The 12,747-nt window shown below is 38.8% G+C and carries 11 protein-coding genes, 1 tRNA gene and 1 pseudogene; 3 read left to right on the top strand and 10 right to left on the bottom strand.

Going from position 1 to position 12,747, the window contains the following annotated elements:
* The 3 genes from PHN32_08350 to PHN32_08340 all read right to left on the bottom strand — a co-directional run.
* A partial coding sequence (locus PHN32_08350; GenBank protein ID MDD3777599.1) for a JAB domain-containing protein occupies window positions 1-365 on the bottom strand: 365 nt, incomplete at its 3' end.
* Window positions 366-1,133: 768 nt separating this feature from the next.
* Complete coding sequence (locus PHN32_08345; GenBank protein MDD3777598.1) at window positions 1,134-2,018, bottom strand: nucleotidyl transferase AbiEii/AbiGii toxin family protein; 885 nt, start codon at window positions 2,016-2,018, stop codon at window positions 1,134-1,136.
* An 80-nt stretch (window positions 2,019-2,098) separates the two neighbouring features.
* Complete coding sequence (locus PHN32_08340; GenBank protein MDD3777597.1) at window positions 2,099-2,818, bottom strand: transcriptional regulator; 720 nt, start codon at window positions 2,816-2,818, stop codon at window positions 2,099-2,101.
* A 487-nt stretch (window positions 2,819-3,305) separates the two neighbouring features.
* On the opposite strand from PHN32_08340, the gene PHN32_08335 reads away from it, so the two are divergent.
* Window positions 3,306-5,039 carry an IS1634 family transposase gene (locus PHN32_08335; protein MDD3777596.1) on the top strand — a complete coding sequence of 578 codons (1,734 nt, stop codon included), beginning with the start codon at window positions 3,306-3,308 and terminating at the stop codon, window positions 5,037-5,039.
* Between the two features lie 166 nt (window positions 5,040-5,205).
* On the opposite strand, the gene PHN32_08330 is transcribed toward PHN32_08335, so the two are convergent.
* From PHN32_08330 to PHN32_08310, 5 genes are all read right to left on the bottom strand, one after another.
* On the bottom strand, window positions 5,206-6,711 hold the full coding sequence (locus PHN32_08330; protein MDD3777595.1) for an SEC-C domain-containing protein: 1,506 nt from the start codon (window positions 6,709-6,711) through the stop codon (window positions 5,206-5,208).
* Window positions 6,712-6,745: 34 nt separating this feature from the next.
* On the bottom strand, window positions 6,746-7,786 hold the full coding sequence (locus PHN32_08325) for a hypothetical protein (protein MDD3777594.1): 1,041 nt from the start codon (window positions 7,784-7,786) through the stop codon (window positions 6,746-6,748).
* Between the two features lie 556 nt (window positions 7,787-8,342).
* The gene (locus PHN32_08320; GenBank protein ID MDD3777593.1) at window positions 8,343-8,588 is read right to left on the bottom strand and encodes a type II toxin-antitoxin system HicA family toxin; all 246 of its coding nucleotides are present in this window, start codon (window positions 8,586-8,588) and stop codon (window positions 8,343-8,345) included.
* Window positions 8,585-8,791 carry a 2-oxoisovalerate dehydrogenase gene (locus PHN32_08315; GenBank protein ID MDD3777592.1) on the bottom strand — a complete coding sequence of 69 codons (207 nt, stop codon included), beginning with the start codon at window positions 8,789-8,791 and terminating at the stop codon, window positions 8,585-8,587. The genes PHN32_08320 and PHN32_08315 overlap by 4 nt, the downstream gene beginning before the upstream one ends.
* A gap of 181 nt (window positions 8,792-8,972) precedes the next feature.
* Window positions 8,973-9,049, bottom strand: a tRNA-Ile gene (locus PHN32_08310).
* A gap of 360 nt (window positions 9,050-9,409) precedes the next feature.
* On the opposite strand from PHN32_08310, the pseudogene PHN32_08305 reads away from it, so the two are divergent.
* A pseudogene (locus PHN32_08305) lies at window positions 9,410-9,769 on the top strand (MBL fold metallo-hydrolase).
* A gap of 408 nt (window positions 9,770-10,177) precedes the next feature.
* Window positions 10,178-11,467, top strand: coding sequence for a PQQ-dependent sugar dehydrogenase (locus PHN32_08300; GenBank protein ID MDD3777591.1), 1,290 nt, complete (start codon window positions 10,178-10,180; stop codon window positions 11,465-11,467).
* A 50-nt stretch (window positions 11,468-11,517) separates the two neighbouring features.
* Here the strand turns inward: PHN32_08300 and PHN32_08295 are convergent, their stop codons facing one another.
* The gene (locus tag PHN32_08295; GenBank protein ID MDD3777590.1) at window positions 11,518-12,201 is read right to left on the bottom strand and encodes a hypothetical protein; all 684 of its coding nucleotides are present in this window, start codon (window positions 12,199-12,201) and stop codon (window positions 11,518-11,520) included.
* Between the two features lie 188 nt (window positions 12,202-12,389).
* Window positions 12,390-12,747 (bottom strand): hypothetical protein (locus tag PHN32_08290; protein MDD3777589.1); only part of this gene is annotated, 358 nt, incomplete at its 5' end.

The raw sequence follows: 12,747 nt of genomic DNA, 5'->3' as shown, positions 1-12,747 counted from the left end.
GATGACGTAAGAGATCCTTGTGAGATAAGCACTTCCTTTATTATCTTATTCCTTATATTTAAAAGCAGTATCCTGAACTGCTCCTTCTTTAAGTTTTTCATAAGCGGTATGTAGTAATTGGCTACATCCTCGCTGCATCTAAAACTTATATTATTGCCATTCTTTTCAGACATAGCCCTGCTGCCAAGCTCCAGAGATGCAATTATCTGTGATGCTTTTGCCTGCCCGATACCTTCAATGCGGGTAAGCTCATAAACAGAGGCATTGAGCAGACCTCTCAGGTTTTTAAACCTGGCCAGAAGCACTTTTGCAAGATCCAGAGCCGATCTGCTATGGTGGTTATGGCTGATTCCTGTCCTTAGCATTATGGCCAGGAGCTCGGCATTGCTGAGGTGTCCGCTGCCGTACTTTACAAGCTTTTCCCTGGGCCTCTCATCCTGCGGCCACCTGTTTATGGGTAAATAGCCGGTTTGCTTTTGTAAATAGCGGTTATTGATTTTCTTATTTATAAGATAATGATAATGCTTTTATGTATTTATGTAAATAGATAAATAGATTATTGAATATTTTTATTGAAAATCGTTCCAACTTTGCTTTGGTCAGATTTAGCTTAGATTTATAGTAATATTTAAACTGTAGTATCTACATTATCCTTGCTGTCTTGCCAATTGATCTAAATATACCCCGGTTATGGCAGGCGTAGACTCTTTTTTGGCTCTGGCCGGCAATTCTTTCTTTTTTAGGATGTAGTTATCCTTTGGCAGAGCCTTCCTACCCTCTGGTCCAGTTCACATACCTTTGTCTTTAATTTCTTTAGTTCCGCATTATAGCTGCCTTCTTCAAGATAGCTACCCTCGGATATCTTTTCTATCTATTTGTAATGTTTTTGGAGCCGCAACCAAACAGCTGTTGTGTAGTTAGCCAGGTACGAACATGTAAATGATTTTAGTAATAGCTTTTATATTGCAAGGGTTTTTAAAATAATTATTATAGGCAAAAAGAACTGGGGCAAATAAATTGTACATAAAGTTTTTCCTGGATATAAATTTTATAGCGTTTGCCGCCCTATATTTAATAAATGTTATTGAAGGTATTTTCATAGATAAAATTCAAATAGATTTATACCATACAGTTTATTTCTTTTTATATTGCCTGACATTTAATGCTTTCCATTCAAGCAGCGGCTGATTTTTAATATTTCTTATCAGAGTTTTATCCGGTGTTAAAATTGAAGGAATGATCTCCCCTTTACCTAAAAGCCGATTTAGAAACTCCATCTCTGTATCTTTTAGTGGCAGCACCAAAGATAGTGTTTTCCTGCAATTATTTAAAAGTTTTTCTCCAAATTTGGCAGGTGATATATTCTCTTCCCTTATTCCTACATTAAGAGTCGGCATTAATTGTCTGGCCAGTTCAGATGCATCAAAATCTATGTCTTCTATTGATACAGTTCTCCAGTCTTTGCGGTTCATTGCTCCATAAACAACAAATGCTACTCTGAGATAGTCGTGTTTAATATCATGCATACTAAGGATCTGATAGCAGTCATAAAGATCTCTGGCCTGTCTTCTGGATAAAAGCGCTGTAAGTTTTCCAGCTGCAAGTTCATGCAAATCAAGAACAGGTATCTTTTTAGCCTGAAAATTGCCAAATGGATGAGAATCAGCAATAGAAATATCAAAAAGAGGCTTCCTGTACATGAAGTTAAGATCAACTTCAAGATTGCCAGGCTGCCCTGTAATACTTTGATACCCCAAACGCCATTTCCCGCCTGCGTGTTCTCCAGGCAGCCTTTTTATGATAAACCCTTCTCGGGAAAATACGGCTTGTGCTGCCTTTTCTATACCCGGCCGCTCTGCAAGCATCTGCTCACCGCCCAGCTTACCGATATAATTAATGTCTATATCTACAGAGAGCCTTGGGAAGTTAAGTAAAAACAGGTTTAAAGCAGTTCCACCCTTTAGAGCCCATTTTCCTTTTAAAAATGGATGAGAGTTTAAAGTGTTAAGAAGATTAATTTAAAGAAGCACTTTTTCAATCATTTCAATTCTAAAACCGGTTTTTTCGGCTATTGGCAGAATACCTGATTCTGTTAATTTCATTGTTCTTCCTCCCAGGATTTACTTAAAATTTCAACCGGGACCATGAGATTCCAATTCTTTGCCAAATGGCAATCCCCGCGTCTGTTTCTCGATATATAATGAGGTTTTCTGGGACTAAGCTTTTGCAATCTTTCCAAATATTTATCTTCCACCATTAATGCATCCTTGTGGCTCGCAAGAAAAAAACCTGCCTTTGCAGCAGTAGTCTTGTTCTCCAGTAAAAGGACATAAGCCAGTACCTGGTTCAGGTCGAAAAATTCAATTGATTCAAGTGATCTCCATATCTCTTCCCAGCTTCCAGAAAGATCGGGCCTGTCAAGTACATCAACAAATGTCCTTTCAAGATTAGTAACTTTAATTTCTACTCCAGAATGTTTAAGGACTGTGATTCCGAACATTTCACTTCCTTTTGCCCTTAAGGAGCTTGGGGTAATTATGCCATTTATCTCATATTTCTGAAACTTAAGATTAAGTGGCTTTTTGCTGGATACATATAGAAACCTATTGTGTATTGAATAGGATTTACCGTGAAATTGTAGTGCTGTGTTATATGCAAGGATTGCATCTTCAGCCATTTTTGCCGCTAAAAGGTAGGGATCAACCGGGTATGATAACGGGTCTGCTCCATATGGAATTGTTGCATATAGGCCACGTCGTATATTTATTATCCTGCCCTTTTTACAGTAATAGGCCAGTAAAGATTTGCGGGTATTCAAATTAAAGGATTTTCTGCTAAAAAGAAACCTGTCCACTTCCTCTGTAGCAAATACAGCATGTTGGGAAATAAACTCATTTAATCCTGGTTTTCCTGGTTTTTTAAATATTTAACTATCTTTCGACATAGTGTTAATAACACTAATACTATAAAGATATAATGTCAAAATTCAATTTTATAAACTAGATAGATGGTACCAATATTATTAACACTTTATTGCTGATTGATCAAATATTGCATAAATTCTAAGTTACTATAATTATTCTAACAGAGTATAAGTGGGTTTTTTAAAATAGTTTTATCAATTTAATAAGTTTTGATAAAATCCTCGTTAGTTTGAAAGCATAACCCAAAGACCAATACCCAAATCCCCCGCCATACAAGGCTTTAGGGGGTTTTTTATTTTAATTGTTTAACTTTATATAGTGGCACAATTAGAAACAATATGATATAATAAGCTAAAACCTAACTGAGGCAAGGAGACTCTCATGTATCTTAAGAAGACTTACCGAAAGGATTCAGGAAGGACTTATATGGTCATCGCCCAGAAATATAGAAACCCCAAGACAAATGTCTCTACTGACAGGACCATAAAGAGTTTGGGCTGGCTGGACGAGCTAGAAAATGAGTATGAAGATCCTGTGGCCCATTTCAGGGAGGTGGCCCGAAAGATGACAGAGGAGGATAACGCAAAAAAAAGGATAACGCTAAAGATAAATATGGATGAAGCGCTTCCACCCGGCAGCAGGGGGCAAAAGAACCTGGGCTACGCTGCCATCTTAAAAGTATATCATGAGCTTGGCCTGGATGACTTTTTTAAAAACAGGGCTAGATATGAGCCCTTTAGCTACAATACCAATTCCATTATGATACTCCTTACTGTCTCAAGGCTGCTATCCCCCGGCTCCAAGAAGAAGGCTTACGAGGAAAGGAAGAGATATTTTGAGCGCTTCAATTTCAGCCTTGCCGATATATACCGGGCCCTTTCCCACTTTGCAAAGCTGGAGAGAGAACTGCAAGCCTACCTTCACGAAAAGATAAAGGAAAAATACGGAAGGGATACAAAGACTATCTACTATGATGTGACAAACTTCTACTTTGAGATAGACAGGGCTGATGAGCTTAGAAAGTTTGGAAAGGGTAAGGAGGGCCGCTACAGCCCTATCGTTCAGATGGGACTAGCCATGGACTCTGGAGGTATCCCCATACATTACCGCCTGTTTTCCGACAATAAGCTTGACAAGGAGACCTTCAGGACGGTAATCGGAGAGGTAAGAAGAAAATACAAAACAGGCAGGATTGTGGTGGTAGCTGACATGGGAATAATTACCGGTGATAATATCTACTACCTTACCGGGGAAAAGAACTATAACGGTTATGTTTTTAGCTTCTCTGTAAAAGGTGAAACAGATGCATTTAAGGAATATGTCTTAGATGATAAAGGCTATATGGGAAAAGACGGAAAGCCGGCAGATGGCGATGCACCTTTTAAGATAAAATCAAGGCGTATTGCAAGAGATATCAATGTCCGTATGAAAAGCGGAGGCAAGGTTAAAAAGACCGTTTATGAAAAGCAGGTGGTGTTCTGGTCCAATAAGTATGCGGCCAAGGCAGCCGCAGAAAGAAGCGAACTGGTAAAGAAGGCCATGCAGCTTGTAGAGAACCCGGCAAAATACGGGAGGGCCACAAGCTACGGGGCGGCAAGGTATGTTAAGAATGTGGATTTTGATAAGGATACAGGCGAGGTAATAAAGGGCAGAAAGGCAAGCTTTGATCTGGAGAAACTAGCTGAGGATGAAAAATACGACGGATACTATGCAATAGTTACAAGCGAGCTTGATATGTCTGACGGTGATATTATCGATACCTACCGGGGGCTGTGGGAGATAGAGGAGACATTTAAGGTAACCAAGGGCACAATTGAGGCAAGACCTGTATATGTATCCAGGCGTGACAGGATAAGGGCCCACTTTCTTACCTGCTTTATAGCTTTAGTTATCATAAGGCTCATAGGCAAGAGGACAGGGCGCAAGTATTCTCCGGAACAGATAATAGAATGCCTTAATTCTATATCCTGCTCCAGTGAACAGGATAACCTCTATCTATTTGATTACAGAAGCAAGATATCAGATGATATAGGTGAAGCCCTGGGTATTGATTTTACAAGAAAAAGGCTGCGGCAGGGAGAGATTAAAAATATTTTGGCAGAGAGTAAAAAATGAGCTGTTATACCACATATTTGTGATAATCGCTGAAGGCCGGGATCCCTGTATTGGCAAGGGTTTGGGCCTTTTTTTGACCCTTTTTGCTGTCAAAGTCAGGATAAAGAAAACCCAATCTGTTATAACAGGATTTTCCGGATAGTGATTTATTTACAACATTGCTAGTTTAGGCCAGTGAGAGTCTTTTTCTTAATTCATTCGGATCGAAGTATTTCTGGAAATTATTTACAGCTCTGCTGTCCTTGTCTGCGCGAAGATAGGAATTCTCAAACTCATCTATCAGCTCTTCTACTTTTTCCCTGCCGCTTTTATTCTTAACTGCCTGCCTGGGAGTTATATTACCCAGTGCGGGGATTTTCATATCTACCCACTGGTTATAATAATTCTCCCACCATTCAAGAGCTATCCTTTTTAAATCTTCCTCCGGTATAGCTAAATTTTCATCCTTGATTTCGCCCTGTTCCCCGGATTTCGCTCCCTCTGAATACTTTTCCCGCATTTCATCAACGGAAGTAAAATCAGTTTTAACAAATTGGATAGGTATTTTCTTTACTAAGCCTTTCCATCTTTCCAGCCTTTCCAAGGAATTTGTAGTAAAATAGAGCTTCTTTCTCTTTATTACAATGGTTCCCATCACAGTATCTTTCTCATTCAGCCAACTGAATACTGTCCTGCTCTTCAAGTCTTCTGATAACACTACTCCTTGTAAACCGGCTACTTTTTCCTTCACTAATTTTTTATTTTCAAACTTGTATATTGTTTCTGAAAAAACTATTTCCTCTTTATCGTAATTCACCATCCTGGGCAAAGGGCTGCTTAGCTTCATTATAAAATAGTCAAGAGCCACCAGATAAATGATAACCGGAAACATCTTAAACAAATTCCCATAATCATCTGTGTACCCTATCAGCCGGCCATACTCATCCCTGTAAACCTTTGAATAGTCCTCAATCAAATCCATCAGTATTTGCTTGTCCTGGAGCTGGTAGACCACAGGGGGACAGCTTTCCATCACCCATATATCCTCTGCAAAGGGAGCAATAATGCCCGATAGTATATCATGCTTGACTACCCCCTCAGAAAGGGATTTATCCATAATCTTGTAAGTCTTTTTAGTGAAAATATCCTGGATCTCTATTACCGGATAACCCTGACTGTTTGCAGCAGCATTAATACCCAGGACCTTGAAAAACCCGGCAATGGCTTGATTGAGGGATTGAAGGAACTTTATTTCTTCCTGGTTAAAGTCACTGGGATGGTTTTTAAGGCAGAACCTCCATAAATAATTATTTTCAATACAACTGGTATTGAAACCAAAATCATCGGGTTCCCCTTCAAATCCTGACAAATCATATATTGGATATCCAAAAATAGTAAAAATAAATGAGAGATTATCTACAAAAAATTCCAAGTCTTCTTTATTTCTAACTTCTTCCATATCAACTTCGCACAAAAGAAATTCTAAAAGATAAAAGGTGGGGCCCTCTCTTCCCAAACCTAGTTCTTCGGCACCGGTTTTAAAGACCTTGGCACATGCATTATTCCGGGCGCTGAGATACCTGTCATACTTGTAATTGAGGATATCCACAGCCTCCGATTTCTTCAGGCAGCAATTCTTATATTTCTTTCCGCTGCCGCAGGGGCAGGGTTCATTTCTTCCAATTTTAGCCATTGCCCTTACATACCTCCCAGTTTAATATTTTCGCTCAGCTCTCCGTTCCTCTGTTTAAGAAATCTATCATATAATTTGCCGCTTCCTGGTAGTAAATGGGCTTCCTCCTGAATCTTACAGGGATATCCAGTCTTTCAGAAAAAGGGGCCAGAATCTGCTTTAAATCCCTGCTGCTCACGATAAGGGCTTCGGGGGCAGTTTTAAGTTTTTCTATAAGCTTTGGCAGCTCTTCACCTAAAACCAGGTTCTTTTTTCTTAATTCAGACACCTCGCATCCCAAAATATCACCAGTCTCCGCATCCAAGCTTAAGAAAACAAGCGGCATATATGGCCTTGATTTACGGTCATTTATCCGCAAAGGGAAAAAATCGCATCCTATTTCCCATATTCCTTTCCTCTGTATTCCTTTTTTAAGTATCTTCTTCAGCCTTATTTCATTTAACTGCAGAGGTTCCCATTTTTCCCTATAGGGCTCTGCTTTCAAAAATTTATCTGTCCATTCCATATGGTTATTGGTCTTTTGGGCTACTCTAACCAGATAATGGTTTTCCTTATCTGTCTGTAATAGGCTGCTGTCCTGTTTAAACCTCCTGCAGACCTGGATAGACTGCTCCAGTATCAGCTCCATGAATTCCACTTCATCTTCAGTTAAATACCAGGGAAAATAGCCGGGGATATATGTTCTGAAAAAAGGTATAGAATCGCTGGTCTTGTAATTTATACCCAGCTCTTTCATAACTGCTTTATCTCTTCTATCAAGATATAACTGGTCCTCCTCATAGGTCAAAGATATGCAATAATGGGAAGACATCATGCCTATGCTTTCTTTAATTGTTTTGCCTGTAAGTATTTTTAGATAGCCGTCCAAGCCCTTTGGCCCCAGATAGGCATTCAATCCAAAAACCTCACCGGCATTGCCCATTATACAGATGTAGGCTATAAGGCCGTCGACGGGCCTCATAACCCCAAACATATCTGTGTCTTCCATATATTCCCAGCATCTGAGTTTCTTAAACTCTGTTGCCAGTTTATATGCTTTCTTCAGTTTTTGGGCTTTGGCAATTCTCTTATCCATGTTTTTAACTCTGCCTATGTTTATTATAGGTGCTGACTTAATGCTACCATTCTATAAACATACCAATTCTTTTTCAACAAATTCTTATTAAATATGTCTATACTGGCTTGTTTAAAACAGCGGTTTGTAATATTAAAATCACCCCATAGGCTCCCTATAACAATTACAAGAATAATTAAATTATTATTATTCTATTTAAAAAATTAATAAGAACTTTGTAAATAGATTTTAACCAGAGCCCCTAAATTTAGACACCTTGGAATTAATCGCATTATGCTTTTGGGGAGCGGGCTGCACCAGTTTTTAGTGGAGACCCGGAGAGCAATAATTTAATTTTGGTGGGCCATTGTTCTGAAAATTGGAACCACATTATTAAAGATATAATTTCAATCAGCAAACTACAATTTGTTTAATACTTAATTTTTTCTAACTTTCTGTATAGTAGTTATTGGTAGGCAAGGTTTGAAATTTCAAACACTATTATAAAAGAATTGTCTGGAATTTTTAAAATTTATAAATTGAGTGGCTGATTGTTTCAGATAATGATATTCTGGGACTAAACAAATAACCTGGTTAGTAAGTCTTTCTTTTCAACCTCCAGGTATTCAGCAATATCCCCTATGATATTACTTATAGTACCAACTTTTAGGGATTTCTGGTCAGGTATTGTAATATGGTGTTCTTTTCCTTTTAAAGCAGAAGTCAATCTAATGTGACTGCCAGTTTGTCTCGTTATATTATATCCATACTTATCAAGAAGCCTGATTAAATTATCACTGCTTAGGTCTCTTGGGATTTTCATACTGACATCAATTCGTCTTTTACCATATGCAACCTTATTACCTTAGGAACATTCCCTTTATCAAAGTGACAAATAACTGCGTCTTTTATGGCCTTTCTTAATGATACCATGTCTTCTGCTTCAGTGAATATTGAATATCCTAATGCTTTAGCTTCAAATCCGCCTTCATCTGATTCTTTGATAATAAATATTAACTCTTCCATGACACGTTCCTTAATTTTAGATTTATTTTAAATTTTTACTAATGTTACTACACTAAACTAATTTTACAAAATTAATAAGAACTTTGTAACTAAAATTATTGGATCATTATTGGGCATTTTATGCATATGACTAATTAATATTGATATGGCACTCAATCTTTAAATTATAAATCTTGGAAAATGGTGGGCCCACCAGGACTCGAACCTGGGACCTCCGCATTATGAGTGCGCTGCTCTAACCAACTGAGCTATGGGCCCTTACAGAATATTAGACAATTGCATATATTAATAAAAACCATTAATAAGTCAATAACATAAAGGAGTGCTTGTTATGCCTAATGGAACCAGGGAGACATTCTTTGGTCACGCTATGTTTTTGATAGAATCCACTATTAAAACTAAAATTGTTATAGACCCATATAACCGGTAAGTAAAAGATGATCTTCCTGAAGTATCAGCTGATATTGTGCTTGTATTCCACCAGCATTTTGACCACAATAATACACAACTAATCAATGGCAGCCCAAAGGTAATCAGCAGCCCTGGATATCATAAATTCAGAGATATAAACATTCAGGGTCTTTCTACTTTCCATGACCGTTCCAGCGGAAAAGACAGGGAAAAAATATTATATTTAAATTCGAAGCGGACGGGATGATATTTGCTCATTTGGGAGATCTAGGGCATATACTGAAACAAGACCAGCTGGATTTCCTAAAGGGAGTAAATGTGCTAATGATACCGGTTGGCGGCAAATACACTATCGAGCCTGATGAAGCTGTCAGATTAATAAAGGCTGTCGGTCCCAATATTGCCATCCCCATGCATTATAAGCAGAATGACACTAAAATAGATGTAGCAGGTATTGATAAATTTCAGGCAGCTGTCGGCAGCTGCCTGGAATTTGAGCCCACCATACAGTTAGAGGCTGGCCGGCTGCCAAAAAAGACACAGACCTGGGTATTGGAATCGGCTTGATGCTAACATAAAACAAATCAGAGCTGCTTTAAAAATACAGTTATTTTGATCCAGAATATAAATACCCGCATAAAAATCATATGGTGTTAATTTATAGAGGTATTTATAAAGTAAAATCCAGCCAACCCTGCCATGGTTGAAACTCTCCATTTCCGAAACATGGTTTTTTGCCTTGCCTGAAACGTCCAAACGGACCCTCCCATATTTCCTATGCCGCTCGGACCTATTATCAGTTCCAACGGGGAGCTGGTGCCTCTCCTCCGGCAGCTGCTGCCTGTGGGTGGGCTACACCGGAATCCATATAATTTTCTATTTAAAAATTCTGCCTATTCTTGCCTCTCCTGTGGGCTAAATTTTAGTTAGATGATAAAAATTACCTTTTCCCTATAATTGGCTTGAGGGGAAAGTATGCAAAAAAAATTCAAATGGACCGCTATATTTTTAATAGTATGTATAGCCGGTTTTTTGCCGGCCTGCAGCCCTGCTCCCACTGAAACTGAAGCGGAAGAGCCGCCTGCAGAGCCTGTAGCACCAACCTCTTCTACCGAACCAGAGGGCAATGAAACTGTAGAAATTACAGAAAGCCGGGAAGAAAAGAAAGCTGACTTGGAAGAACTGAGATCCCTGGAATATGATTTTAAGCTGGTAAATGCTTTCCCTTCCCTTTCCTTTAACCTGCTTGTGGATATTCAGCAGCCGGATGATGGCTCCGGCCGCTTGTTTGTTGTAGAAAAAGATGGAAAGATATCAGTAATTGATAAACAAGGACAATCTGCGCAAATATTTCTTAATATAACCGACCGGGTAAACAGCTCCGGAACGGAACAAGGGCTGCTGGGATTGGCCTTTCACCCTGATTTTGAACAAAACGGCTATTTTTGGGTTAATTATACTGATAACAGCGGCACTGTAGTTTCACGGTTTAATACTGACATCACCACTGGTTTAGCAGATCCGGGATCAGAACAGATAACCATTACCATTCCGCAGCCTTATTCCAATCACAATGGAGGACAGATTGCCTTCGGCTCCAATGACGGCTGGCTCTACATTGCTACCGGGGATGGCGGAAGCGGTGGAGACCCTCAAAATAATGGGCAGAATCTAAACACCCTGCTGGGCAAAATATTGCGTATTGATATTGATAATCCTTCAGGCGGTAAAAATTACAGCATTCCCGGACAAAATCCTTTTGCCTCCAATCAGGAAAATATCCTGCCGGAAATATACGCCTACGGTTTAAGAAACCCCTGGAGGTTTAGTTTTGATAAAACAACTAATAAATTGTGGGCAGCTGATGTGGGCCAGAACCGTGTAGAAGAGATAAATATAGTAGAAAGCGGCAAAAATTATGGCTGGAATATCATGGAGGGAAGCCAGTGCTTCAATCCCCCTCAAGACTGTCCACAGGAGGACTTGATTTTGCCGGTGTATGAATATGAGCATCCATTAGGAAAATCCATTACCGGGGGGTATGTGTACAGGGGCCGGGAAATAAGCCCTCTTTATGGACTGTATATCTATGCTGATTTTGTAACCGGCTATGTGTGGGCCCTATCCGGGGATGAAGACGGAAAAGTAGAAAATTTTACCTTAGCTGAAACCAGCTTAAATATCAGCTCTTTGGGAACAGATCAGGATCAGAAGATGTATTTTGCTGCTTTTGACGGAAATATCTATAAATTGACCCTGCCCTGATTAAAATTTTACAGCCTTTGTGACCTATTAAAAATAATCACCAATATTATTTATAAAATCATATCTACAGCCTGGGTCTTAGTATAATCCTCTTGCTGAAGCAGGCTCAGGTAATCAGCTATTATGTAGCCAAAATCAGTTCCAACATATTCCTGCACATTGCTTTCAAATTCTGCCAGTTTATCCGGTAGAATTTTTTGGCTGTAATCAAATACCGGACTGTTATCTATGCCTCTGAGGTATATGGAAATTCTGGCTATGGCATACTGCTTTATCTCTTCCAGGCGGGGGGATTCGCTGTATTTCTGTAAATATCCCATAGATTTTAGAATCCTCTGAATGTATTTTGCATTGTCCACAGCTATGGCAGCATCCAACAATGCCGGCTTATTGGATTCCATAGCTTTTAGATTAATATAATCATTCATCTCTTCGGTTAAAAAGGGGCTATAAGGCAGGTAGGCCTGATAATCTATTACCGGCTCAAAAGAACCTTCCGCTGAAATTAGTTTGTATTTCCTGTCTATTGCTTCAGAAGCAGCCTGGCTTAAAGACTCAAGATCTGAATTAGCCAGTATTTCTAGATCTATGTCTTTCAAGGAAGGAGAGAGCTCAAAAATTGCTCTCTGAAGTTGAGGATCATAAAACCTAGCTGCTATTTCCGGCAAGTATTGCCGGCACAAATCTAATACTGTGTCTAGCTTCTTTTGATATTTTTTTAATTGTCTAATCAAATATTTTAACTTGGAGGTAGTGTTATATCTACTAAAGATCTATTCTTTTATTTGTTTTTCAAAGAGCATTTTTATTAAGTAGTTGTAAACACAACTCTTAGATAGTGCAACTAACTAAAAACTATTTAATTCTTCCTAATCCAAGCAAGAACTACATTTAAGAAATCTTCTGCTTCTTCAATTAGTTCTTAGGCCTCTAATTCTGAAATTGCTCCTGCATAATCATAATCAGTAATATTTCTCTTTGACCGGCAGGAATCAAAATAGTCAGCTATTGCATGATAATCTGTCCCCATTATTATTTTCATTGCTTGAAATACTGTAAAATGGTGGCCTACACCTTTTGGCCTATATCCTTTAGAGTAAAGTAGAATTGTGGCCAGCTGAAGAACTGCATTATAGGCACAGGCAAATCTCCTGTCTAAAGAAAGCCCAATAATTTTTGCATCCTTTATATCTCTTCTTGCAAGCGCTATTAGATTTTGGATTTCTCTCTCTGAAGTCTTATGATGTTTTAACCTGCCCTGATTCAGTAAGTCTTCTAAG

The organism is Actinomycetota bacterium (genome assembly GCA_028698215.1).
Taxonomy (GTDB): domain Bacteria; phylum Actinomycetota; class Humimicrobiia; order Humimicrobiales; family Humimicrobiaceae; genus Halolacustris.
The sequence above is the reverse complement of the archived record's forward strand: the minus strand, read 5'-3'. Positions and strand labels throughout refer to the sequence as shown.